The sequence below is a fragment of the Pseudoalteromonas sp. S1608 genome (assembly GCF_005887265.1).
In the GTDB taxonomy this organism is placed as follows: domain Bacteria; phylum Pseudomonadota; class Gammaproteobacteria; order Enterobacterales; family Alteromonadaceae; genus Pseudoalteromonas; species Pseudoalteromonas undina.
Genome location: NZ_PNDK01000034.1, coordinates 38,242 through 62,406 on the forward strand (window position 1 = coordinate 38,242; position 24,165 = coordinate 62,406).

The 24,165-nt window shown below is 40.4% G+C and carries 27 protein-coding genes; 16 read left to right on the forward strand and 11 right to left on the reverse strand.

Annotated elements, in window-relative coordinates; all coding sequences use genetic code 11:
* Positions 1 to 5 precede the first annotated feature (5 nt).
* The 6 genes from CWB75_RS14235 to CWB75_RS14260 all read left to right on the forward strand — a co-directional run bounded on the left by CWB75_RS14235 (position 6) and on the right by CWB75_RS14260 (position 4,230).
* Positions 6 to 527 (forward strand): hypothetical protein, encoded by a 522-nt coding sequence (locus CWB75_RS14235; RefSeq protein WP_138571014.1) that lies wholly within the window; start codon positions 6 to 8, stop codon positions 525 to 527.
* A gap of 8 nt (positions 528 to 535) precedes the next feature.
* Positions 536 to 853, forward strand: coding sequence for a DUF1353 domain-containing protein (locus CWB75_RS14240; RefSeq protein ID WP_138571015.1), 318 nt, complete (start codon positions 536 to 538; stop codon positions 851 to 853).
* Positions 850 to 1,332, forward strand: coding sequence for a baseplate complex protein (locus CWB75_RS14245; RefSeq protein WP_138571016.1), 483 nt, complete (start codon positions 850 to 852; stop codon positions 1,330 to 1,332). Before CWB75_RS14240 ends, CWB75_RS14245 begins: the two co-directional genes overlap by 4 nt.
* Positions 1,333 to 1,334: 2 nt before the next feature.
* Positions 1,335 to 2,042, forward strand: coding sequence for a hypothetical protein (locus tag CWB75_RS14250; protein ID WP_138571017.1), 708 nt, complete (start codon positions 1,335 to 1,337; stop codon positions 2,040 to 2,042).
* 9 nt (positions 2,043 to 2,051) lie between these two features.
* Positions 2,052 to 2,792: a hypothetical protein gene (locus CWB75_RS14255; protein ID WP_138571018.1), complete on the forward strand. Its 741-nt coding sequence runs from the start codon at positions 2,052 to 2,054 to the stop codon at positions 2,790 to 2,792.
* A gap of 673 nt (positions 2,793 to 3,465) precedes the next feature.
* Positions 3,466 to 4,230: a class II glutamine amidotransferase gene (locus CWB75_RS14260; protein ID WP_008111650.1), complete on the forward strand. Its 765-nt coding sequence runs from the start codon at positions 3,466 to 3,468 to the stop codon at positions 4,228 to 4,230.
* Positions 4,231 to 4,337: 107 nt separating this feature from the next.
* Here CWB75_RS14260 and CWB75_RS14265 read toward each other — a convergent pair whose 3' ends face one another.
* The 5 genes from CWB75_RS14265 to cmoA all read right to left on the reverse strand — a co-directional run bounded on the left by CWB75_RS14265 (position 4,338) and on the right by cmoA (position 8,694).
* A complete protein-coding gene (locus CWB75_RS14265) occupies positions 4,338 to 5,135 on the reverse strand; it encodes a DUF3108 domain-containing protein (protein ID WP_249362334.1) in 798 nt (265 codons plus the stop codon).
* The gene (gene purN / locus CWB75_RS14270; protein WP_008111647.1) at positions 5,089 to 5,736 is read right to left on the reverse strand and encodes a phosphoribosylglycinamide formyltransferase; all 648 of its coding nucleotides are present in this window, start codon (positions 5,734 to 5,736) and stop codon (positions 5,089 to 5,091) included. Before purN ends, CWB75_RS14265 begins: the two co-directional genes overlap by 47 nt.
* Positions 5,736 to 6,788 (reverse strand): phosphoribosylformylglycinamidine cyclo-ligase, encoded by a 1,053-nt coding sequence (purM, locus tag CWB75_RS14275; RefSeq protein ID WP_138571019.1) that lies wholly within the window; start codon positions 6,786 to 6,788, stop codon positions 5,736 to 5,738. Before purM ends, purN begins: the two co-directional genes overlap by 1 nt.
* 196 nt (positions 6,789 to 6,984) lie before the next feature.
* Positions 6,985 to 7,953 carry a tRNA 5-methoxyuridine(34)/uridine 5-oxyacetic acid(34) synthase CmoB gene (gene cmoB / locus CWB75_RS14280; protein ID WP_138571020.1) on the reverse strand — a complete coding sequence of 323 codons (969 nt, stop codon included), beginning with the start codon at positions 7,951 to 7,953 and terminating at the stop codon, positions 6,985 to 6,987.
* Positions 7,954 to 7,968: 15 nt separating this feature from the next.
* Entirely contained in the window at positions 7,969 to 8,694 is a 726-nt protein-coding gene (gene cmoA, locus CWB75_RS14285) for a carboxy-S-adenosyl-L-methionine synthase CmoA (protein WP_008111640.1), read from the reverse strand.
* 116 nt (positions 8,695 to 8,810) lie between these two features.
* On the opposite strand from cmoA, the gene CWB75_RS14290 reads away from it, so the two are divergent.
* The gene (locus tag CWB75_RS14290; RefSeq protein WP_010391441.1) at positions 8,811 to 9,494 is read left to right on the forward strand and encodes a DUF3334 family protein; all 684 of its coding nucleotides are present in this window, start codon (positions 8,811 to 8,813) and stop codon (positions 9,492 to 9,494) included.
* 172 nt (positions 9,495 to 9,666) lie between these two features.
* On the opposite strand, the gene CWB75_RS14295 is transcribed toward CWB75_RS14290, so the two are convergent.
* On the reverse strand, positions 9,667 to 10,164 hold the full coding sequence (locus CWB75_RS14295) for a M48 metallopeptidase family protein (RefSeq protein ID WP_010391443.1): 498 nt from the start codon (positions 10,162 to 10,164) through the stop codon (positions 9,667 to 9,669).
* Positions 10,165 to 10,191: 27 nt separating this feature from the next.
* On the reverse strand, positions 10,192 to 11,040 hold the full coding sequence (locus CWB75_RS14300) for a DUF72 domain-containing protein (protein ID WP_055013396.1): 849 nt from the start codon (positions 11,038 to 11,040) through the stop codon (positions 10,192 to 10,194).
* A gap of 237 nt (positions 11,041 to 11,277) precedes the next feature.
* On the opposite strand from CWB75_RS14300, the gene aspS reads away from it, so the two are divergent.
* Both aspS and CWB75_RS14310 read left to right on the forward strand, forming a co-directional pair.
* Positions 11,278 to 13,056 (forward strand): aspartate--tRNA ligase, encoded by a 1,779-nt coding sequence (aspS, locus tag CWB75_RS14305; protein ID WP_138571021.1) that lies wholly within the window; start codon positions 11,278 to 11,280, stop codon positions 13,054 to 13,056.
* Positions 13,057 to 13,145: 89 nt separating this feature from the next.
* Complete coding sequence (locus CWB75_RS14310; protein ID WP_138571022.1) at positions 13,146 to 13,745, forward strand: pentapeptide repeat-containing protein; 600 nt, start codon at positions 13,146 to 13,148, stop codon at positions 13,743 to 13,745.
* Between the two features lie 39 nt (positions 13,746 to 13,784).
* Here the strand turns inward: CWB75_RS14310 and CWB75_RS14315 are convergent, their stop codons facing one another.
* Complete coding sequence (locus CWB75_RS14315) at positions 13,785 to 14,108, reverse strand: hypothetical protein (protein WP_008111621.1); 324 nt, start codon at positions 14,106 to 14,108, stop codon at positions 13,785 to 13,787.
* Positions 14,109 to 14,237: 129 nt separating this feature from the next.
* On the opposite strand from CWB75_RS14315, the gene CWB75_RS14320 reads away from it, so the two are divergent.
* From CWB75_RS14320 to CWB75_RS14330, 3 genes are all read left to right on the forward strand, one after another.
* The gene (locus CWB75_RS14320; RefSeq protein WP_138571023.1) at positions 14,238 to 14,984 is read left to right on the forward strand and encodes an alpha/beta hydrolase; all 747 of its coding nucleotides are present in this window, start codon (positions 14,238 to 14,240) and stop codon (positions 14,982 to 14,984) included.
* 218 nt (positions 14,985 to 15,202) lie between these two features.
* Positions 15,203 to 15,814 (forward strand): DUF6795 domain-containing protein, encoded by a 612-nt coding sequence (locus CWB75_RS14325; RefSeq protein WP_131690787.1) that lies wholly within the window; start codon positions 15,203 to 15,205, stop codon positions 15,812 to 15,814.
* A gap of 33 nt (positions 15,815 to 15,847) precedes the next feature.
* Positions 15,848 to 16,996, forward strand: coding sequence for a lipase family protein (locus CWB75_RS14330; RefSeq protein WP_138571024.1), 1,149 nt, complete (start codon positions 15,848 to 15,850; stop codon positions 16,994 to 16,996).
* 52 nt (positions 16,997 to 17,048) lie between these two features.
* Here CWB75_RS14330 and CWB75_RS14335 read toward each other — a convergent pair whose 3' ends face one another.
* A complete protein-coding gene (locus tag CWB75_RS14335; protein WP_138571025.1) occupies positions 17,049 to 18,251 on the reverse strand; it encodes a bifunctional alpha/beta hydrolase/OsmC family protein in 1,203 nt (400 codons plus the stop codon).
* Positions 18,252 to 18,561: 310 nt separating this feature from the next.
* Here CWB75_RS14335 and CWB75_RS14340 point away from each other — a divergent pair, with 310 nt between their 5' ends.
* Together CWB75_RS14340 and CWB75_RS14345 are read left to right on the forward strand one after the other, a co-directional pair.
* Complete coding sequence (locus tag CWB75_RS14340) at positions 18,562 to 19,401, forward strand: isopenicillin N synthase family dioxygenase (protein WP_008111615.1); 840 nt, start codon at positions 18,562 to 18,564, stop codon at positions 19,399 to 19,401.
* 171 nt (positions 19,402 to 19,572) lie between these two features.
* A complete protein-coding gene (locus tag CWB75_RS14345) occupies positions 19,573 to 20,970 on the forward strand; it encodes a DEAD/DEAH box helicase (protein WP_138571026.1) in 1,398 nt (465 codons plus the stop codon).
* Positions 20,971 to 21,049: 79 nt separating this feature from the next.
* Here CWB75_RS14345 and CWB75_RS14350 read toward each other — a convergent pair whose 3' ends face one another.
* Together CWB75_RS14350 and CWB75_RS14355 are read right to left on the reverse strand one after the other, a co-directional pair.
* A complete protein-coding gene (locus CWB75_RS14350; RefSeq protein ID WP_138571027.1) occupies positions 21,050 to 21,793 on the reverse strand; it encodes a DUF3307 domain-containing protein in 744 nt (247 codons plus the stop codon).
* Positions 21,793 to 22,416: a hypothetical protein gene (locus CWB75_RS14355; RefSeq protein WP_138571028.1), complete on the reverse strand. Its 624-nt coding sequence runs from the start codon at positions 22,414 to 22,416 to the stop codon at positions 21,793 to 21,795. The genes CWB75_RS14350 and CWB75_RS14355 overlap by 1 nt, the downstream gene beginning before the upstream one ends.
* 139 nt (positions 22,417 to 22,555) lie before the next feature.
* On the opposite strand from CWB75_RS14355, the gene CWB75_RS14360 reads away from it, so the two are divergent.
* Complete coding sequence (locus CWB75_RS14360; RefSeq protein WP_138571029.1) at positions 22,556 to 23,050, forward strand: LabA-like NYN domain-containing protein; 495 nt, start codon at positions 22,556 to 22,558, stop codon at positions 23,048 to 23,050.
* Positions 23,051 to 23,236: 186 nt separating this feature from the next.
* Positions 23,237 to 24,163 (forward strand): NAD(+) diphosphatase, encoded by a 927-nt coding sequence (gene nudC / locus CWB75_RS14365; RefSeq protein ID WP_138571030.1) that lies wholly within the window; start codon positions 23,237 to 23,239, stop codon positions 24,161 to 24,163.
* Positions 24,164 to 24,165: the final 2 nt, after the last annotated feature.

Genomic DNA, 24,165 nt, shown 5'->3' on the forward strand with positions numbered 1-24,165 from the left:
TATCCATGCTTATTTTACTAAAGATTAATTCAGGGTTTATTGAGCCGCAGTTACCAGATAAACAATCATTATTTAAAAATCAAAGTATTGTATCAATTGGTGAAAGTAATTATTTATTTGCTGACTATGTTGGCAGTAAAAACATTGTTAGCGATTACAGCGTTGAGGATTACTTAGCAAGTATAGCGCCCGTTGAAGCGCCATTGATCCCCGTTATTATCGACAATGTAGCAGGCCAGCTTGAGGGCTATGTAAACGTTGAAAACGAATACACGGTACCGCAATCAAGTGATGCTGTTATTGCTACGGGGCAATTAGCAATTCCTGATCGTAAATTTAAAGTGCCCTTTAAGCGTGTTGATACTGGTCGTGTGCAGCTAATGCCGGCAGAAGTGGTAAGCGGTGTATTTACATTGCCACTTAAGTTTGAAACTAACGGCGTGTGGATTGTTAACCAAGAGCTTATTAACTCTGATTATGAGCAAGATGTTTTTGCACTAACAGAGCGACGGTTCTCTGTGATTTAGGGGCAGCCATGCAAATTAAACTTAATTTTATTAGTGCCGGTAAAGCGCAATTGCTAGAGCCGATAAAAACCCAGTTTGGTGAAGTTCATCGGTTTTTTGTAACTGATGGCTTTACGTTTCCATGGTTTGTGCGATGGTTTCATAATCCGTTTGGCGAGGGCTTGCTTGCGGCAATATGGCATGACTTTGCATTAAAAACAGGGCGTAAAAAAGCACATTATGAGTTTTTTGTATTACTTAAAAGCAATGGTGTGCCACTTTGGAAAGCTTACATTATGTGGTTTTGTGTGTGGGCTTACGCAAAAATTAAAGGGCTGTTTTTATGATCACGCTTGATGGCTGGAAAGTGCCAGGCTACGGCACAAAAATTAATGCGGGCGTGAAAGTGGCCGGTGAAGACTTATCGGGCTATGGCTCGTTTAGTTTATCGAGTGACAACGGTGTTAAAGCCGGTGTTTTAAGTGTGACGGTTAAAATAAAACACGATGATGCTGCTCAGTTGGCTGAGTTAATAGCCAAAGCTAAAGCACTTGATGAAAACGGCGCGCGTATTGTTCGCACAGTAAACAGCACCATTGCTGAAGCGTATAAAATACGTAAGGTGAAGTTTGACGGTGAAATATCATCAAGCGAAGACGAAACATTAAAAATTTGGACTGTGAGCTTTAAACTTGTTGAGGTTAAAAGTAAGTCTGAACGTGAGCAACAACAAATTGATGGTTTAGCGCTTGAGAACTCAACAGGCCAAGCAACCAGCGGGCACGAAAACATTCAAAAGCAATTTGAAAATGTAGAAGGGCCATAAGCATGCAAACAAGTGACCGGCTTACTAAAGTGCTAACAATTGGCGGCAAACAAGTTAATAGCATTGTTGATGAAAGCATTAAGCTTGGCTTGTTTAGTACTGGCCGCGCTACGTTTTCTATTACCAGTGATAATGAACCGTCGGGCATTGTTGAGCTGCAAATAGGATACAGCGCTACAAACCTAACACCTTATTTTTTAGGTGTGATTGAATCAAAGCACTTTGCCAATAACCAATGGTTGATTACGTGTCGTGAGTTAATAGGCGCGTTGGCTTTTTCATCCCCAATTGTAATACGTCATGCCACAGCAAAAATGGTGTTAGAAAAGCTAAGCGAATTAGGCGTTAAGTTTGTTACGCCAAATGCTGAATATATAAATAAAAAGGTGCCGTGCTTTTATCATAACGGTACGGGTATAAGCGCATTACAACAATTGGGTAAGGTGTTTAATATTGACGGGTATATTTATCAGCAAAGACCTGACGGCCAAATATATGTTGGCAGTTGGGCTGATTCTGGCTGGGCTAAGTCAGAGATAAACGACTTTCCTGAGCATACGATAAAAGTTAAATCATCAACAAGCGGTGAGCTAATAGCAATACCAAAACTAAGACCAGGCATAAAGCTAAACGGCCGCTATATTACTGAGGTGATTTTATCAGGGAACAAGCAATTAATTAAATGGCAAAGTAAGCTGTTAAACCAGTAAGGCATAGTGATGGAAAAAGTTATAAGTAGAGTTGTTCGCCGGTTATTCCCAGAGCTAAGCAATAAACTACACCTGCCAACATGGGGTAGGGTTGTTGCATTGCCAGAACTGCCAACAGATGAAGAAAAAGCCAGTGATGCTTTTTACCCAAGGTATGCCGCAAACATACAATTGTTAAATGAGCATGGTGAAGATGCAGACATTGAAGTGTTAGAAGCCGTGCCAATTCCATTACCGGGTGTTGGTAATAATGCTGGCCGATTAGAACCGCCGGCTATTAATTCAATTGTAGAAATTGGCTTTGCTTATGGCCGAGCTGATAAACCATTCATAAGAACAGTGTTACCCTTTGGCTGGGACTTGCCCGCTATCAAAGAAGGTGAAACCCGTACTCAAGTACGCGAAGGTGTTTATCAGCATATTGATGATCAGGGCAACTTTGAAAACAAAACAGATGAATCATTAAAAGACATAATTGGTAAATTAGCAGAGCTGCAGTGTGAAACACGCAAAGTAGTAGCCAGCAAAGAACAAGAGCATAAGAGCCCTAAAACGTGGGTAGGTAGCGAAAGCGAGAACGTACTTAAATTACTTTCAGAGCTAATGGCAACAGTAAAAGATATAGCAACAGAATGCGCAACCCATAAGCACACAATTACAATGCCCCCACCGATAACCGCCGCAGTATTCACAAGCAAAGCAGGTGAAGCTGCAGCCCAAAAATCTAGGTTAGACCCAATAACAAAGTAACACATAAGCCACTCAAACAAGCCCAGCATCACGCTGGGCTTTTTAGTGCCCGCCACTTGCTGCAGTAAAGTTATCGCTGTATATGTTGGCCAGCGAGGTTCTAGCCACGGAAACTAGCCCCACACAGAATGTATGCCACGAAATCCGCACTCTTCCTCACCCTCCTGCGCGCTCTTTATCGTTATTTTTTTACAGTTTTAAAGTACTTCATTTAAACCGCCAGCCAGCGCCCTATATAAGGTTCTTAGCAGATCAAGGATCTGAAAAGATCGTGACTAATTTCACTGTTTTACAGTTTAACCGACTGTAATTTATAAAGAATTAAAAATAATGAAACTAATAAACAATAACTTAGCTCGTTTACGTGGGGTTTTAAAGATCAAAGTGCTTTTTTAACTTTCAATAAAATCAATATAAAACAATAAGTTAATCAAAAACAAAACTGAAATTTAAAAACACTAAATAAAGCATGCAAAAAAATCGATTTTTGGAAAAGCTAAACACATAACTGTTTGCCTTTATTCTGGTGATGTTTAACAATGTCACTATCAAGCTTATAAATAATTTAAATTTAGCGTTACAAAAACAAAACAACGACCAAAACTGTGACCAAAAGAAAATTTGAATTTCATTTTTATTTATAAGTAATTATTTTTAAAGGTTTATTTATTTTATGTGTGAGTTACTTGGCATGTCAGCCAATGTGCCAACGGATATTTGTTTTAGTTTTTCAGGGTTGTTGGAGCGTGGTGGAAATACTGGCCCGCATAAAGACGGCTGGGGCATTACTTTTTATGAAGGTAAAGGCTGCAGAACCTTTAAAGATCCAGAGCCAAGTTACCAGTCAGAAATAGCAAAGCTGGTAAAAGCGTACCCAATTAAAAGTGTATCGGTTATTAGTCATATTCGCCAAGGGAATCGTGGTCGGGTGTGTCTTGAAAACACTCATCCGTTTACCCGAGAGTTGTGGGGGCGCGAAATAACCTATGCACACAATGGGCAGCTTTCAAATTATCACGATTTAAAACCAGAGTATTATCGACCTGTGGGAAACACCGACAGTGAACTCGCTTTTTGTTGGTTACTTGACAAAATTCGCGAAAAATACCCAAAGCGTCCAAGTAATATGGCATCGGTTTTTAGATACGCCGCCAAGCTTTCGCATACGCTACGTGAAAAGGGCGTATTTAATATGTTATTGACCGATGGTGTATTTGTTTTAGCGTATTGTACTAATAACTTACATTATATAACGCGCCGTGCACCATTTGGTAAAGCTACATTGATTGATGCTGACATGGTGGTCGACTTTCAACAAGAAACCACACCAAACGATGTAGTAACGGTTATAGCAACAAGGCCATTAACTAATGATGAGCGCTGGCAAAAAATGCAGCCAGGAGAGTTTGCGTTATTTAAAATGGGTGAATTAATGTAGCTTGGGTAGAGTAAAATGAAACCCAGCTTAAAGTTTTAAATTTAAGTATTAAAATGAAAAGCCCAAGTTATGGTCGTCACACTTGGGCCTTTCACCTTGTAAGCAATTTACTCTGGTGATAGTTCGTTTTTCACTTCTGCAGGTAAAGCAGGTGGGTTGATCACGGTAAACGATTTCATTTGCACTTCAAACTGCTCCACACCTTTTTCACCCTTCCACATGCGCACTAGCATGTAATCCATTTCTGGGGCAAACCAGGCTAAAGCTTGGCGTTTATCGTTATCGTATAAGCGTTTAACTTTCACTGCTTCTACATTACCTATAGGCAGAGAAATCATTTCGGTTTCTACCACTTCAAAGTCGTAGTCACGGCAATTACCTTTTTTATCAACCAACGGAAACGAGAAGTTGGTTTTGCCTTTTTTAAGACCTTCACGAACTTGTACTTGATAAGAAATACCATCTTGGAAGTTATCATGCCATTGGCATTTTAACGGGTAATCGCTGGTGTTACTGGTAACCGTTTTGGTTAGACGGTCAAAGTTAATTTTATACTTTTTGTCAGGCCCTGTGCCTGTGCGGATCATCGTATAATCAATAGGCTCTACGTTACCATTAATAAAGCTAAAGGTTGATGACTCTTGACGTGAGTCAGAGAAAATCATCCATTCAATATCACTGTGGTAAGTGACTTGGTAGTTATTATTATCGAGTTTTTTTAGTTCACGCTCGGCTTTGCCGTGATTAGTGCCTTTGCGCAAAATGTCATAACTAGCTTGGTACTGGGTTAACTCGCCTGCAATCAGGCTGGTAGGAAGTAATAAAGTGCCCGCACATAGTAGCCAAGCACTTAATTTTTTATTTTGGGTAGTGCGCGCCGTGTGCAGGAAGTTGTTTTTCGTCAAGAACTGCATAATCTGCTTCCATCGTAAGTCGTTGTTCACTGAACCACTTGACCACCAAAGGATAAATTATGTGCTCTTGCGCATGTACACGTTTAGCGAGCGTGTCTGCTGTATCATCTGCTAATACAGGCACTTTAGCTTGAAGAATAACCGGTCCGCCGTCTAATTCTTCAGTTACAAAGTGAACACTAACGCCGTGAACGTCGTCTTTTGCATCAATTGCTCTTTGGTGGGTATTCAGCCCCTGGTACTTAGGCAACAAAGATGGATGAATGTTCAACATTTTTCCAACATATTTTTGCACTAAGCTAGGAGTTAGAATACGCATAAACCCAGCTAATACAACTAGATTTGGTTCAAAAGAGTCAATTATATGCATTAATTGGGCATCGTATGCTTCGCGGGAGTCAAACTCTTTATGACTCAGTACTTGCGTTGCAATGCCTGCATTTTTTGCACGCTCTAACCCATATGCGTCTGCTTTATTACTAATAACAGCCGCAATATGAGCGTTTATCTCGCCGCTTTCACAGGCATCAATAATGGCTTGTAAATTTGAGCCACTGCCTGAGATCAAAACTACTAGACGAGTGGGTGCCATTACGCAGCACCACCTACAATTTCAACTTGCTCTTCGCCCGCAACCGCATCTTGAATCTCACCAAGGTGCCATGCCTTTTCACCAAGATTTTTTAAAATGCTTATGCTGTTATCAAGTTGATCTGCAGGTACAACTAACACCATGCCCACACCACAGTTAAATGTACGGTACATTTCGTGAGTGGTAATGTTGCCGTTTTCTTGTAACCAGCTAAACACAGAAGGCCACTGCCAGCTATCACCTTTAACAACTGCTTTTGCAGATTCAGGTAATACGCGAGGGATGTTTTCCCAAAAGCCACCACCAGTAATATGCGAAAGAGCATGCACGTCTACTTGCTTAAACAACTCAAGTAATGGTTTAACGTAAATGCGTGTTGGTTCTAAAAGATGCTCACCTAAGGTTTTGCCATCAATCACTTGGTTAGTATCAGCGTTAGACACTTCTAATACTTTACGAATTAGTGAGAAACCGTTTGAGTGTGGACCACTAGAAGCAAGTGCAATTAGCTGATCGCCTGCGGCTACTTTAGTACCATCAATAATTTTAGATTTTTCTACTACACCGGTACAAAAGCCTGCCATGTCGTAGTCTTCACCATCATACATACCTGGCATTTCAGCTGTTTCGCCACCAATAAGGGCACAACCTGAAATTTCACAACCTTTACCAATACCGGTTACTACGTCGGCTGCTGTGTCTACATCTAGTTTACCCGTTGCGTAGTAATCTAGAAAAAACAGGGGTTCAGCGCCTTGTACTATTAAATCATTTACACACATAGCAACTAAGTCGATACCTACGGTATCGTGCTTTTTAAGGTCAATTGCTAAACGTAACTTAGTACCAACACCATCGGTGCCTGCTACAAGTACGGGTTGCTTATAACCTTCAGGAATTTCGCAAAGTGCGCCAAAACCACCAATTCCGCCCATCACTTCAGGACGACGAGTTTTTTTAACTACGCCTTTAATACGCTCAACAAGTGCATTACCAGCGTCGATATCTACGCCCGCGTCTTTATAGCTTAGAGACTGTTTTTGTTCGCTCACAGGTTTTCCTCAAAATAGTTGTTTTGATGCTTACTTAGAAACGCGCGTATTTTACAACAATTGCAGGAGCGCGGCTAGTTGAAATCTATATTTGATTTTAAAGACAAGGACACTTGTCCGCTAATTGTTGCATTAGTAAACAAAAAAAGCGCCCAATGGCGCTTTTTAACATGAAAATAAAAATTAATACTACAAATTAGGCTTTTGCTGTAAGTATCGCTCTAAGTGGAGCAGGGTAGCCTTCAATGGTTTTACTGGTGTCAGTAGGGTCTAAAAAGTCAACTAAAGATTCGTTTTCCATCCAGTCAGTTTTACGCTGCTCGTCGAGCGTTGTAATAGCACAATCTTTAATTTGCACATCTTTAAAGCCAACACGTTCCATCCACAATTTTAATGCCGCAGTGCTTGGAATAAACCATACATTACGCATTTTTGCGTAGCGGTCGGTCGGTACTAAAACGGTGTTTTCATCGCCTTCAATAACTAAAGTTTCAAGTACTAGCTCACCACCAGGGCGAAGCTGTGCCTTTAATTGCGCTAAAAAGTCGATAGGTGAGCGACGGTGATAAAGTACTCCCATCGAAAATACCGTATCAAATGCTTTAAGCTCTGGCAGGGCTTCTACACCTAATGGTAATAAATGCACGTTTTCATCAGGGTTGAAGTGTTTAATTGCCTGAAACTGGCACAAAAATAAGTCAGATGGGTCAATACCCACCACAAACTGTGCACCTTCACCGCGCATACGCCATAAGTGATATCCCGAGCCACAACCAATATCTAATACAGTACGGCCTTTTAATGGCTCAATATGCGGCAGGAGTCGATCCCATTTCCAGTCACTGCGCCATTCGGTATTTATTTCAATACCGTGCACATTAAATGGACCTTTTCGCCAAGGCATCATTCGTTTTAATAAATGCGTGGTTTGCTTTTTTTCGCCTTCAGTCATTTCGCCAGGCGCGCCTATTGCTACTTTGCTGACAATATCAACTTGGTTTGTTGATACCTCAGGTAAGTTTTTTAGTACTTTTTGCCATTGAGGCAAATCGCCATGGCTAGCCTCTTGTTGCCAATGCTTTAATTGCGCAGGCAAGGTTTCTAGCCAGTGGCTAAGTGGGCTTTGTGCAATAGCAGCGTAAAATTGGTTAAACCATGCAGACATGTGTCACTCTCTAAATTATTTAATTGCTACCATTGAGCAAAAATTAAAACATTGATACCACACTTGCGTTTGGCTAAAACCAATGTCGCTTAAACGTTGTGTATGTGTGCTAAGTGTATCGGGGCGCATTACGTTTTCAATCGCGGTACGCTTTTGGCTTATTTCTAGCTCAGAGTAGCCATTATGACGTTTAAAGTCGTGGTGCAAGTCAATCAGTAAGTTATCACATTGCTCGTTTTCGGCTTTAATTTTTTCACTTAATAGCAAAACGCCACCGGGCTTTAAATTAGCGTATATTTTTTCAAGTACCGCTTTGCGCTGCGCAGGTGGAATAAACTGCAGAGTAAAATTCATCGCTACTACTGAGGCATTTTGAATATCAAGCTCGTTAATATCACCTAAAGTAACAGTTACAGGAACGTCTGATCTAAACCCCTGTAAATGTACCTTACAACGCTCCACCATGGCTTGTGAGTTATCTACAGCAATAATATGACAGCTATCAGTTTGAATATTACGGCGCATACTTAGGGTAACCGCCCCTAACGAGCAGCCTAGGTCATACAAATTTGAATTTGGCTGAGCATACTCGCCCGCTAATTTTCCCATGGTACTTACTATGGTGGCGTAACCGGGGACCGAGCGTTGGATCATGTCGGGAAATACTTCAACCACGTTTTGATCAAAACTAAAGTCTTTTACTTGTTGCTCAGAGGCATAAATACTGTCTTTTATACTCACGAAGGCAGTCTCTTTGAAAATAATAGTGCTATTTTAACATTTTATGCTGGATAGTCAGTGATAAATTCAGTAGCTTGACTAGAATTATGAAGAATAAGTATAAAAGAGATTATTAAATGAGCAAAAGTAAGGTTATTAGTACCGACGATATATTAGCAACATTATGCCACTCAGTAACGGGTGTACTTTCATCAGCCAGCGGCAACGAGATCAGCTATTCAGCCATGGTGCAAAAAATCACCCGCACATGTATGCGACCAGACATAGGTTGTTTTGTTTTATTTGACGGGGGCTTTACCGGCTTAGTTGTTACCAACTTTACGGCGCAAGCGGCGATGGAAATTTATGGCGATTACATGCGTAATATGGGCATGCCAGAAGACGAAATCGCGCATAGTCACTTATCTGATGACGTTTCAAACGTGATGGGTGAGTTGATGAACCAAATAGTGGGAGACTTCACGTCAAAAGTGCGTGAACAGCTGCATACCTCTATTACCCAAAACCAGCCAAAAATGATGGCTATTAATAAGCAAGTGCAAATATCGGTTGATACCACTATGGATCGCCCGCAAGCTCGCCGTGTAACGTTTACGACTCGCAATCAAAATATCTTCTATTTAGAATTAGCGATGGATAAAACAGAGTTTATTAAACTTCACGATTTTGACATTGTAGAAGCTGTAGACCCAGACGACATTATCGCAAACGAAGCCAAGCAAAAAGCGGATAAAGAAAAAGCAAAACAGCCAAAGCAAGATGATAGCGACGACGACTTTATGGCCGAATTAGGGCTTTAACGTTTTAAGTAGATTGGGTTGAGTGAAACGAAATCTAACGAGCTAGCTGTCAGTTTGTAGCTATCAGTAAATTATAAAAAACGCGATTTAGTATCGCGTTTTTTATTAACGAGGGCTTTCATTATGAACTCGTGTGTCATTGAATTTTGGCTGACCGCTGACCGCTGACCGCTCAATTATACGGATTTTCACCCATCGCAATAGCCACACAAAAAATCCGTAAATCCAGCTCTAGCTGATGGTACTGCGGCTCCATATGGCAGCACAGTTTATAAAAGCCTTTGTTATGGTCTTTTTCTTTAAAATGCGCGAGTTCGTGCACCACTAATGCTTTTAATAATGGCTCTGGCGCGCGCAGTAAATCGCTGTTTATTGCTAAATCGTGCTTGCGGGTTTTACCTTGCATACGGTACGTGTGGGTACCGAGCGCATTGGTAACCATATCACCTTGTTTTTTAAACGCAGCGCGGCCAAATGGCGGGGCGTTTTTTAAATACTGCTTTTTAAGCTCAGTGGCGTAGCTATACAGTAACTTATCACTGGTAATACGATGCGCCTGCGGGTACTTTTTAAGTAAATACTCACTTACCTTTCCTGCTTTTATTAGTCCTAACACTTGCTCAACGATATTGGCAGGGTAGCCGGTAAAGTAACGTGCGTATTCACTCATTATTGTCTCTGTATTTTTAATTTATTTTTAAAAAAGTGCTTGCTGGTGGGCTTCTTTTTCGCCACTAAATGGATTGAGTACATTGTGATTATACCCCAAATCTTGGCAAAACTGGCGAGCCAGTAAGGGCGCTTCGCGGTTATCAGCGGTATGAAAAAACACATAGGGGCTTTTGCCCTCATCGAGCCACTGGGTTACTTTGCTAAGCCAAGGCTGATAAAAGGTCTTATAATCGTTTTCTAAATCAGCAATAACGAAGCGCGCCATAGGCTGCGAGCCCGTAGCAATAGCGTGCACTGGTAAATAAGGCTTTTTTTGTTGTGCATCTATGAGTGCTTCGGTTGTGGGTTTAACCGCAAATAATGCGCGGGTATCCATTGCAATGCGGTTTATATTGTGTGCCATTAAAAGCTGATTAAGCGCGATTTCGGCCTCACCTTTTTTGAAAAAATCAGGGTGGCGTACCTCAACCCCATAGTTTAGCTCTTTAGGAAGTAACTCAATAAAAGCGGCAAGCTTCGCTAAATGCTGTGGGGCAAACGCTTTAGGTAATTGCAGCATTATTTGCCCTGTTTTTTCAAATAGCGGGGCGAATAAATTAAGCCAATTAGTTAGCTCATGTTGCACGTTAGTAAGTTGGAGTTCGTGACTAAAGCGCCGATGAAATTTAAAGGTAAATTTAAACTCATCAGGTACACTGGCAGCCCATCGTAATACAGTGTCAGGTGAGGGGTCGGCGTAAAAGCTAGTATTACCTTCTACCGAATTAAAATGCTGCGCATATTCGCTAAGCATATCGGCATTTTTACACTGGCGTGAAAATAAGTTTCCTTTCCATGCGTTGCTCGACCACTGCGGGCATCCAATATATAGCATACAAACAAAAGCCTTGTTATAAAGTGCCGGTAGTGTAACAAATAACAAAACGGTGCGCTGTAAATTCAACCCCGAAAGGTAAACACGCCCTAGCATCTTCAACCGACTTGGGTATAATGCAGGGCTTAATTTGATTATTTTGAATTGCTAGCGGTTTTATTTTCATTTTGGTGTTTATAAAAACTTTTAAAACAACAGTGTTTAACCGCTATATGCCTTTTATCTGACAGGAAAACTATGCGCTCTATATACTGCGGACAGCTAAATAAAACTCACGTAGATCAGGAAGTTGAACTATGTGGCTGGATCAACAAACGACGTGACCTTGGCGGACTTATCTTTGTCGATTTACGTGATAGAGAAGGTTTAGTACAAGTTGTATTCGATCCGGAAGTTGAAGGATTAATGGAAACAGCTAACAAACTTCGTCAAGAATTTTGTGTTCAGTTAAAAGGGATTGTACGTGCTCGCCCAGATAGTCAAGTAAATAAAGACATGGCAACCGGCGAAGTAGAAATTTTAGGCACGGGTTTAACTATTATTAACCGCTCTGAGCCTATGCCACTTGATTTTAACCAAGTGAACTCAGAAGAGCGTCGTTTAAAATACCGTTACTTAGATTTACGTCGTTTAGAAATGAGCGACCGCATTAAATTACGTGCTAAAGCAAGCAGCTTTGTACGTCGCTTTTTAGATGAAAATGGCTTTTTAGATATCGAAACGCCAGTGCTAACTAAAGCAACGCCTGAAGGTGCTCGCGATTACTTAGTACCGAGTCGTGTTCATAAAGGTAGCTTTTACGCATTACCACAGTCGCCACAGTTGTTTAAGCAATTGTTGATGATGTCGGGTTTTGACCGTTACTACCAAATTGTTAAATGTTTCCGTGATGAAGACTTACGTGCTGACCGTCAACCTGAATTTACTCAAATAGATTTAGAAACCTCGTTCATGAGCTCTGATCAAGTACGTGGTATGACAGAGAAAATGATCCGTGAAATGTGGCAGTCATTACTAAATGTTGATTTAGGTGATTTCCCAATTATGCCTTACTCTGAGGCAATGAGCCTATATGGTTCTGATAAGCCAGACTTACGTAACCCAATGAAGCTTATTGATGTAGCCGATTTAGTAAAAGACGTAGAATTTAAAGTATTCTCAGGCCCAGCAAACGATGAAAAAGGCCGTGTTGCAGTACTAACGGTACCAGGTGGCGCATCACTTTCTCGTAAGCAACTAGATGATTACACTAGGTTTATCGGTATTTACGGTGCTAAAGGTTTAGCATGGATGAAAGTAAATGACCGTGATGCAGGCGTTGAGGGCGTGCAATCGCCAATCGCTAAATTCTTAAATGAAGATGTGATCACGCAGTTACTTGAACGTACTAATGCACAAACAGGCGATATCATTTTATTTGGTGCGGATAAACGCAACACCGTAAATGAAGCCATGGGCGCACTTCGTTTAAAAATTGGTATTGATTTAGAAATCACTAATTTAGATAGCTGGGCACCACTTTGGGTTGTTGACTTCCCAATGTTTGAAGAAGATGACGAAGGCACACTACACGCTGTACACCATCCATTTACTGCACCAAAAGATATTAGTGCCAGTGAGCTTGAAGCAAACCCAGCAGCGGCTATTTCAGATGCTTACGATATGGTATTAAACGGCTACGAAGTGGGCGGTGGCTCGGTACGTATTCACAATGCAGATATGCAAGAAGCAGCATTTAGAATTTTAGGTATTGAAGCGCAAGAGCAGCAAGATAAATTTGGTTTCTTACTTGATGCGCTTAAATACGGCACACCGCCGCATGCAGGTTTAGCGTTCGGTTTAGACCGTTTAGTTATGTTGTTATGTGGTACTGATAACATTCGTGACGTTATTGCTTTCCCTAAAACCACACAAGCATCGTGTTTATTAACCGATGCGCCTAGCAAAGCAAACAGCGATTCGCTGACAGAGCTTGCTATTAGTGTAGTTGAGAAAGAATTACCAAGCGCAGAATAAAGCTAGTGTTTAGTTAGATCAAAACCCCTTAGGCTTCGTACCTAAGGGGTTTTTTGTTTGGCATAACCCAATTTAGGTGCTTTATTTTTATGAGCGAGTTATTTAAAGATAGTCATTATTTTGATCAGTCATTTTCAAACTTTACAGCAAATGCAAAGCGCTTTAGCGATATTGAGTTTGAACAATGTCAGTTTATTGATTGCGATTTTAGTCACAGCCAGTTTAGTGCCTGTCGGTTTATAGAGTGTGAATTTATTAACTGTAATTTGACTGAGCTTAATTGGAATTACAGCTCACTAGAAGGGGTGAGCTTTGCAAATTGTAAACTCAATAGCATAATGTGGGGACAAGTAAATTGGCCACAATTAGCGCTAACGTCACCGGTGAGTTTTAAACAGTGTGAGCTGAGCCATAGTTCGTTTTTTGAATTACAGTTAAAAGCGTTAACAATGACGAACTGTTTTGCCAAAGATGTTGATTTTAGGCACGCTAACTTAACTCAAAGCAACTTCTCGGATACTGACTTTAGAGACAGCCTGTTTCATCAAACTAATTTGAGAAAAGCAAACTTTGTTGGCGCAACGCAATTTAATATTGATATAACAAGCAATGATGTGAGTAATGCAAAGTTTGAACGGCTTGAAGCGTTAAATTTATTAGCTGGACTTGATATCGAGCTGGTTGATTAGCCGCAAGAGCTTACGGCTAATCCGTTATTATATTTGCTATTAGCAAGCAGGGCCATTTTTGTTGCGCGCGCTAGCAAGTGCACGGGCTATGCTCAATAGCTCTGGCGAAATATCATCAGCGCCATCTTTAATCAGTTTGGTTACATCACCAGATGAATATAAGCTATCACGCGGCGATTTAATTCCCAGCTCTCTCACAAAATCTTTGGTTTTACCTGTACTGCCGGTTTCAATGAACTTAAAAATAATCCGTTCATTGTTACTTTTCGGCTCGGCTTGTAACACTTTAATTTCTTCTTGGTAGGCTTCAATTCTGCTTTGGAGAATGTCGATGCGTTGTTCAATGCTGCTATATGATTTCATGAATGGATTCTTTTGCGATAATAGTAAAACAATAATCGCTATTATCGCACAAATTAGCAAAGGCGCGCGCTAACCTTTATAATAAAAATTAATGTTAGTTAAAAATGTATATGTAATACAAGGGAATGCATGTTAAAAATTATAAAAAAGCGTTTAATGTTAAGTGCACTGACTTTAAGTTCTACGCTATTTGCATCATCAAGTTATGCCCAAGACGATGCAATCATTGATGAAAGTCGTAATCGCTCTATACCTGTAAATATTACCCTACCAGCTAACCACCTTAAGTGCAGCGCGCAATTAAAATGCCCAGTGGTATTTGTAAATGCAGGGTATGGCATTAGCCACGATGAATACACCTTTGCGAGTAAGTTATTTAATGCGCAAGGCTATTTAAGCATTGCGGTAGCACATGAACTTAAAAGTGACCCTGCACTTAATCGTGCGCAGCCATACCTAACTACTCGTATGGAAAATTGGCACCGGGGTGTTGTAACCCTCAAATTTTTAGTCAACGAGCTAAGTGTTAAATACCCTGAGTATGATTTTACAAAACTCACTTTATTTGGTCACTCAAATGGTGGAGATATTTCAGCCTTGTATGCAGCTATTTATCCAAGTGAAGTAAGCCAATTAATTACGCTCGATCACCGCCGCATGTTATTGCCACGCAATAAAAACACACGCGTGCTCACACTGCGCGGTAGTGATTATCCAGCCGATGCAAACGTGCTTTTAACCGACCAAGAGTTAACCGTTTATCCTGTTACGCAAACGTTGATAGAAAAATCACATCACAACGATATGTACGATGGCGGGCCTAAATGGCTGGTGGATAGAATGAGTAAAGAGGTAGCGGCGTTTTTAGACGAATAAAATGAATAACATAAAATATTATTTACAGTAATCAGTTCAACCAACTAGCCTTTTCACTAGCTTCCCCGTACGACTGTAAATTATATTTTTATAGGCGTTGGGGATAGGAAACAGGTTTTTGATGATTTAAATTTAGGTACAAATTTATAAAGGGAATCTTGAATTGTTCACTTATGTTTAGTAGTCTCATAAGAAGAAAGCCATCGGAAGGTCAAATAGTGTTTAAAAGTAAATTAACTTTCTCTTATCGTCGCTCCTCCTTCTTTTTGTGTCTAATAGTATTATTTTGTACGTGTGTTTATTCATCGGAGAATCAAGCTGTGTTTGGGTTATTTAAAAGTTATGAAGTTCAATTATCACCTGAGGTCAAAGGGCGAATAACTAATCAGGGCGAAGCTCTTGCAGGAGTAGAGGTTATTAGAAAGCTTTTTTATGAAGGTTATGAAAAAAACCCTGTTATAGATTATGCACTAACTAATACCCATGGTGAGTTTTCTTTTGATGAACTTATTGTTCGCTCTAAAGCTCCTGGGAATATTGTTGGGCAAGATTATTTAATCAGGCAAGAAATAACGGTTAAGAAAGACTTAATCAACGTTAAGAATGAAGCGAATGATGATGGCTATTATTGGCTGTGGGTCATGAGTAAAGGCTGGAAAAGTGTACCACCTGTGAGCAGGTTGCTAACGGGTTTAAATGCTGATTTACAGAATGAAGAAGTCCAGTATGATTTAGATATCAGTCAATATGGGGGATCTCGATATCAGCCTTTGGTAACTATCTGTGATCTAGATATGGACACTATAAACAACTTACTATCTCCAGAGTAAACGAATTACTATTTATTTTAAGGATGAAATTATATGACAGCACTATCCCCTAAACTAGCAGTGCAATTGGCACTCTTCGCATATGATTCAATTGGGAGAGGTACTAGATTAGTCGTACCTAAACTCATAAAGAATGAATTCCACTTTAAATCAGAAAATCTAGCAGAAGGTTCATCTGGAGGCTTTTTTTGGCGACAAACGACAGGTTTTTTATATATCGGGAAAGGCCATAGTCAGTCTCATAAAGGTGATCATGTTATTACAATACGCGGAACCGAAACATTAGCGGACGTATTAACAGATGTTACTTGCCCTACAACTACTGGGTATACTGATACTAGTGTACACAAAGGTTTTCAAACCACTATGGCTTCTTTTGTAGATAGCATAGACACATATATAACGCAGCCAGAAGTACTTAATGGTGGAGGAGTTATTCATTGTGTTGGACATAGTTTAGGTGGTGCTTTGGCTGGTTTAGTTGCAGATTACATCAAGCACACATATGGAAAAACTGTTTATTTATATACGTTTGGTGCACCTAGAGTAGGGAAGAAGGGCTTTTCTGTACATTCTGGTAGTCGCATCGATAAAGTTTTTCGTTGTGTGCATGGTGCTGACCCCGTACCTAAAGTTCCCGTGTGGCCTTTTTGTCATATGGAAACTAAAGAGCCTGAATATGTTCCGTATCGCGCTCAAGGTATTGACGCCGGTGCGCACTCACTACTTGATTCTCCAGGTTACACAAAAACAGTAACCGCTTCTGATTGGGAACATGTGTATAGCCAAGTACCAAGCTCTTTATATCGAAGAGTTGTTTTAAACTACAATAATCGTTTACAAACTACATATTCAACTCATTGGGCTGATAAAATAGCTGCTGCTTTAATGACATTAATGATTGACGGTGGTTTTGCTGGCATTATTGCGTCTCTTCAATACACAGGCTCAGCTATAATGACGGTATACGATATAATGGCTGAAACAGTTGTGAAAATTTCGAGTATGGTCGGTCTTGAAGAACAAGTAAGGGGTTTGCTAGGCTGTATGATAGCTTTTGCTGGGAAAACGGTGGCTGTGCCATTAAAATTAACAAAAGCGTTTATTAAGTGGGTATTTAATATATGTATTGATAGATTATTATCATCTGCACGTAATGCAATTAAAAGAATATCTGCTTAAAGTTAATATTTTTGAAGCATCGCGCAGCGTTTGCTGCGCTTTTTTGTTTTAGTTACCCCACTAATTCACTAACCACCAAAGGGCTGTTATGTAGCGTTTTATGCACAGGGCATTTATCGGCTATTTCGAGTAATCGATTTCGCTGAGCGTCAGTTAAATCACCTTGTAAGGTTATTTTGCGGATAATGGCCTCTAGATTGCCGGTTTTTTCACAATCATCACAATCTTGGTTGTAATTGCGGGTATGGTTGAGCTCTACTTTTATGTGCTCTAGCGGCAACTCTTTGCGACTTGCATACATGCGAAGTGTCATTGCAGTACACGCTCCAAGCCCAGCGAGTAAATGATCATAAGGGTCTGGGCCTAAGTTTTTACCACCGGCATCGGTAGGCTCATCAGCAAGCCATGTATGGTTTTTAGTACTCACGTGCTGAGTGAATTTATGATCTTTTTCTTCAACTAATACACTGCCGTTAGTTAATTTTGCACTATAGGGTGTTTTATCGTATTCAACATAGCGATTAGCCCACGTAGCAATGACATCGGCTGCGTAGTTAGCGTCTTCTTTATTGCTGAGTAAATGATCGGCATTATCTAAACTAATAAAGCTCTTTGGATGCTTAGCAGCTGCGTAAATTTTTTCGGCTTCACTAATATTCACGGTGGCATCAATAGGAGAATGCATAACTAACAAAGCACGCTTAAGCTTGCCTATATGGCTGTTATCGTATTTGGCGATGTCATCTATAAATTGCTTTTTAATCGTAAATTCCCGCCCAGCTAAACACACTTTTGCTTCACCCGATTGGTTTATTTCATCTAAATGAGCAGCAAAGTTATGAGTAACATGCTGGGCATCTGATGGCGCGCCTATAGTCGTAATGGCCGATACTTCAGGTATGTGCTCTGCTGCTGCAAGCACCGCAGCACCACCTAAGCTGTGGCCTATCAATAACTGAGGTGCTTTAAAGTGTGTTCTTAAGTGATTGGCTGCAGCCACTAAGTCTTGAATGTTTGATGAAAAGTTACTGTTGGCAAAGTCACCATCGCTATTACCAAGCCCTGTAAAATCAAAGCGTAATACAGCAATGCCTTGCTGAGTGAGCGCGCGACTTATTCGTGTTGCAGCCGCTACATCTTTAGAGCAGGTAAAACAGTGAGCAAATAAGGCATAAAATTTCACTTCACCAGAGGGCTGTTCAAGTTGTCCAGCGAGTTCTAATTCACCGCTTTTAAAAGAAACTTTTTGTCGCATGTAGAGAGCCTTAACAAGTTGATATAGTGTGTGATGCTGATAAGGAATAGATTGGTACGATGGGGTGAAAATTCAATACAAGCGTTATTTTGATCTTGATCAAGCTAGAGAAGGCTTGCTTATTGAGTGCGGACATATGTCCTTATAATTTCAAGGGGGTTTGTCTATCCTCGCACAGCATAAAAATGCAGCCTTTATTACTTGAATTAAGTAGTTAAGCTATATTTGAATGTAATACTAATTTCGTGTAGACCTGTGGCTTAAGCGAATTAGTAAATGGCTTCTAACAACCTACTTACTGGAATGTACCATGCAATTACCTACAGTTGATTATAAAGCGGACGATGCGGCTGCGCAATTTGTTGAATCGTTGAGAAATACTGGTTTTGGCGTATTAAAAAACCATCCTATTCCGCAATCTTTAGTTGAGTCTATTTATAAAAATTGGCAAGACTTTTTTAACTCAGAGCAAAAGCATGAGTTTTTATTTTCAAAAGAAACGCAAGATGGTTATTTTCCACCGTCGGTATCAGAAGTAGCTAAAGGCCATACGGTAAAAGACATTAAAGAGTACTTTCATGTTTACCCTAAAGGCCGTGTTCCTGCACAATTAGAAGCAGATGTACGTGAGTACTACCGTTTAGCTAATGAATTTGCGGCAACATTATTAAGCTGGGTTCAGGCTGAAGCGCCTGAAGAAGTGCGTGCTAAGTTCTCTATTGATTTAAAAGATATGATTGCCCAGTCTGAGCAAACGTTGTTACGTATTTTACATTACCCGCCAATGACAGGTGATGAAGAGCCTGGTGCTATTCGTGCTGCTGCGCACGGTGATATTAACTTATTAACCGTATTACCGGCGTCAAATGAGCCAGGCTTACAAGTACAAAAAACCGATGGCGGTTGGTTAGACGTGCCATGTGATTTTGGTAGTTTAATTATTAATATTGGTGACATGTTACAAGAAGCATCGGGTGGCTACTTCCCATCAACGATTCACCGTGTAATTAATCCATCGGGTAAAGCAACAACCAAATCACGTATTTCATTACCATTGTTTTTACACCCTCGTCCAGATGTGGTGTTATCTGATCGCTACACAGCAGATAGCTACTTACAAGAGCGTTTACGTGAGTTAGGTGTAAAATAATCTTTTAGCATTTGTAATGCTCAGGTAAATAAAAAGCGGCTGTTTAGCCGCTTTTTTAGTATTTGTGTTTATTGATTTGGCACAAAGTAAATAATGGCATGCATTCTGAGCCACTAAAGGTATAATGCGCGCAACTGGCCACTTTGGCCTAATTTGAAATAGAGAGTTTATATGAGTTTTGATGGTTTAGGTTTATCACAGTCTTTAGTTAATGCGGTTTTAGAAAAGGGCTATGAAACGCCAACGCCTATTCAGGCTCAAGCTATTCCAGCAATTATTGCACGTCGCGATGTAATGGCCGCAGCGCAAACCGGTACCGGTAAAACCGCTGGTTTTACTTTGCCGCTTATTGAGCGTTTATCGTCGGGTACTAAAGCAAAAAGTAATCATGTTCGTGCGCTTATTTTAACGCCAACCCGTGAGCTTGCGTTGCAAGTAAGTGAAAACGTTGAAGAATATGCTAAGCATTCAAACGTGAGTTCGTTTGTTGTTTACGGTGGTGTTAAAATTAACCCACAAATGCAGCGCCTGCGCAAAGGGGTTGATATTTTAGTGGCGACACCAGGGCGTTTAATTGATTTACACAATCAAAACGCGGTTAGATTTGATAGCGTTGAAGTACTGGTTTTAGATGAAGCCGACCGTATGTTAGACATGGGCTTTATCCATGATATTAAACGCCTAATTGCAAAAATGCCTGAAAAGCGTCAAAACTTAATGTTCTCAGCCACGTTTTCGGATGATATTCGCGCGCTGGCAAAAGGGTTAATTAACGACCCCGTTGAAATTTCTGTTGCGGCTAAAAACACCACCGCAAAAAGTGTCACGCAAAGCGTATACGCAGTAGACAAAGCACGTAAAACGGCCCTATTAAGCCATTTAATTCGTAGCAACGATTGGCAACAAGTACTGGTATTTAGTCGTACTAAACACGGTGCTAATCGTTTAGTTAAGCAACTTGAACGCGATGATATTGTTGGCGCGGCAATCCATGGCAATAAATCTCAGGGCGCGCGTGTTAAAGCACTAGAGGGCTTTAAAAGCGGTGAAGTGCGCGTATTAGTGGCAACCGATATTGTTGCACGTGGTTTAGACATTGTTGAATTACCGCATGTTGTAAACTACGACTTACCTAATGTGTATGAAGATTATGTTCACCGTATTGGCCGAACTGGTCGTGCGGGGGCATCAGGGCATGCTATTTCGTTTGTAACGGTTGACGATGCAGTAGATTTATACGGCATTGAGCGCTTTATTGGCGAGCTAATTCCACGCGCTGAAGAAGAAGGTTTTGAACCGGCTAACCCTGTTGCTGAGCGCGCACTCGATGCACGCCCGTTACCGGCTAAAAAGCCAAAGAAAAAACAACCATTTAATAAGCCTAAATCAGATAGCAGCAAACCTAACAGCAAAAAGCCTAACAATGGTGGCAATGGTACAGGCCCACGTCGTGGTGGCTCTAAAAAGCCAGCAGCTAAAACCGATGATAATGCACAAAACCCATGGGCAAAGCGTCAATCGGTTGGGGGCAGTGGTCAACGCCGTCGTCGTCCAGCAAATAACGACTAATTAGGTTTAGTTCGCTTTAATAAAAAACGCGCTTACTTTTACTGGTAGCGCGTTTTTTAATGCCTATTTTAAAGCTTTACTAACCGATTAAATAATTAACTGCTAATCCTACAAATAAAGTAACACTGACGCTCAATAACGTTCCTAGCATCACATATTCAGTGAGTTGTTTATCTTTGCTGGCACTTAAGTCGCCAAATCTAAACACGGATTTGGCGGCAATTAAAAATCCAAGCCCTGCAAACTGATCTAATAAAATAAATGTCAGCATAAGTACTCTTTCAAGCATACCAATACTTTGTCCTGCTAAGGGGAGGCTACCATCACTAGAAAAGTGATTAGTTAAACGCTCTAACATCATTCTTATAAATACCGCACTGGGACTTAAAATAATAAGGTAACCAGCTATAACCCACAGCACTTTATCGTTGCACAATAACGCCATCACATTGTCAGCAAATTGCTGATTGTCAGTTAGCCAAATACTTATCGCAATAATGACAGTGATATGTGCAATTTGGTCTAATAAAAAAGGCACTACGCCTTTATTTGAATACGATTTCGCAATATCAATAAAGTAGTGACTGATCATAACAATGCCGGTCGCCAGTAATACGCTGCTTAGTTGTTGCCAGCCAAAACTATATTCCCAAAGTGCCACAACGACTGCACTGGTAGTTCCGTGAACCAATACATGGTTGTAAAGTTTTTTTGCTTTAAAATGACGGGTGTTTCTGTCGTTTACCCAGCTCATAGGTTGCCAATAAAAATCAGCGAGTAAGTGGCCAATAATCAGTGCAACGAGTAATAGTGAAAATTCCATTAGTCATGTCCTTGCTGTATGCTTTTAAGCTGTTGTTGTGCATGTAAAATAAATCGTTCTATCAGCTGATAGTTAGCAAGATTAAGCAGCTTGGTAACGTTTTCGCGGCTGGTGTTGAGCTCTTTAGCTAAAGCTGCATGGTTGTTATTAGTATGGGTTAAATATACATACAAAGCATTTGCTTGTTTTTGGGTTATTTTACACAGTAATACATCGACAAACGCTAGGTTTAGCTTAAAGCTCTCATCAACCGATTGATCTGCAATAGCAAATGTAAAACGCTGGTTTGTCATTTTATCTAGCTTATGACCAGAGAGAGTAAATGCAGAGCCTGTGGCAGTTTTTATACTCGTACTAGGGTTATCTATGTGCCCCAACGCCATGCTTTGGCGCAATTCATAGCCGGCAGATTTTAACTGTAGATAAATAAGAATAGCGGTGGTAACTAACTGTTCACTTTTATCGAGTTGCAGTTGAAATGCATCCCCACGGTAAATATCCCAAGATGTTGTTTTATTGCAATTTGCACGTAAACTTTGCTCTAGCTGGTAAAGCATGGCATCGTATTGTTGTTTAGGTATTTTTTGCGATTTAATAACATCGCCGCTGATCACACCAATCATAAAAATCCAGATAGATTATTTATATGTAACTAAATTTGGTTACATTGTTAAATGTAACCGTATTTGGTTACATTGGGTTTGGTAACTAATTTAGGTTACTTAACACGCAATTGCAAGTATTACTCATTGGGACATAAGAATGACCTCACAACAAAGCAGTAAACCTCGTGTAGGTATTTTTGTCGATGTACAAAATATTTATTACACCTGTCGCGAAAGCTACGGTAAAAACTTTGATTACAATGCCTTTTGGCGAATGATGGAGCAACAATACGATATAGAATGTGCGTTCGCTTATGCAATATACCGAGGTGATGAAAAGCAAAATCAGTTTCAAAATATTTTGCGCGCTATTGGCTTTGAAGTAAAACTAAAACCCTTTGTTCAACGCCGTGACGGCAGTGCCAAAGGCGATTGGGATGTGGGTATAACCATAGATATGCTAGAGCAGGGGAAGCAGCTTGATAAAGTTATTTTACTCTCGGGTGACGGTGACTTTGCATTATTACTTGGGCATTTAAAAAATCAATATAATGTTCCGTGTGATGTATACGGTGCTGATAAATTAACCGCAGAGGTACTTAAGCAAAGTGCCGAGCAATTTCATTTAATTGACAAACAGCTACTACTTTAAAAAGTATTAAGTATTGTATTTTTGATTTATTTTTGAGCAGTATGTTTGCGTTGATCATGAGAGTATTTAATACAACGGGTGCATAGATTAATTAAGCCTAATTTAGGCTTTTTTTATGGCGATAATAAATTGGGTTTAATGGATGAGTATGGTAATTTTAAGATTCAATTAGTATCAAGGAATTACATGCTTAACTACAGTAATATGCCATTAGACAGAGGCTCAAATGCGCGCAAAGACCCTACTTGGGTAGACGCAAAAAAAACATCAGACAGTTTATGGCTTTTAGTTAAAGGCAATCACACCTTATTTGCTAACAGTAGCCCTGAGGTGGTGTATTTAGCTTACCAACAAGTGGCGCATTTAGATTTAACGCAGGCTATTCTTTTAGGATCAAATAAACAGGATAATGCCGTATTTGCGCTAGACGTAACTGAACTCGAAGAGTCGTTATTAGCAACGATTGTTGGTGATGCCAAGTTTGCAGATATTCGTCAATATGGTACTCAAGTAGCACTTGAAGATGGCTCAAATGCAGCGCTTGCTCGTGGATTGTGTTACTGGCATGCCACTCATAGTTTTTGTGGTCGCTGTGGTACCAAAAATCACTTAGTTGAAGGGGGGCATTCACGTTTATGCGACAACGCAGCCTGTATGCACCAAACTTTTCCGCGTACCGATCCAGCCGTTATTATGGTAGTAACTAAAACATTTTCTGATGGGATTGAACGCTGCTTATTGGGTCGCCAAGCAACTTGGCCTAAAGGTCTGTATTCCTCACTTGCCGGGTTTGTCGACCCAGGTGAAACCCTTGAACAAACCGTGATCCGAGAAGTAAAAGAGGAAGCGGGTATTACCGTGGAGAAAGCAGAGTATATTGCTTCTCAACCTTGGCCGTTTCCTTCATCAATTATGCTTGGTTTTATTGCCACAGCAAGCAGTGATGAAATAAGCACAGAGCAAGATGAACTTGAAGATGCACGATGGTTTTCTCGCCAAGAACTTGCGCAATTTAAAGATTGGCAACATGAGGGGGAGCATTTAAAGCTACCTAGAGCTGATTCGATTTCGCGTTATTTAATTGAATATTGGCGTACTCAGATAGAAGGATGAAT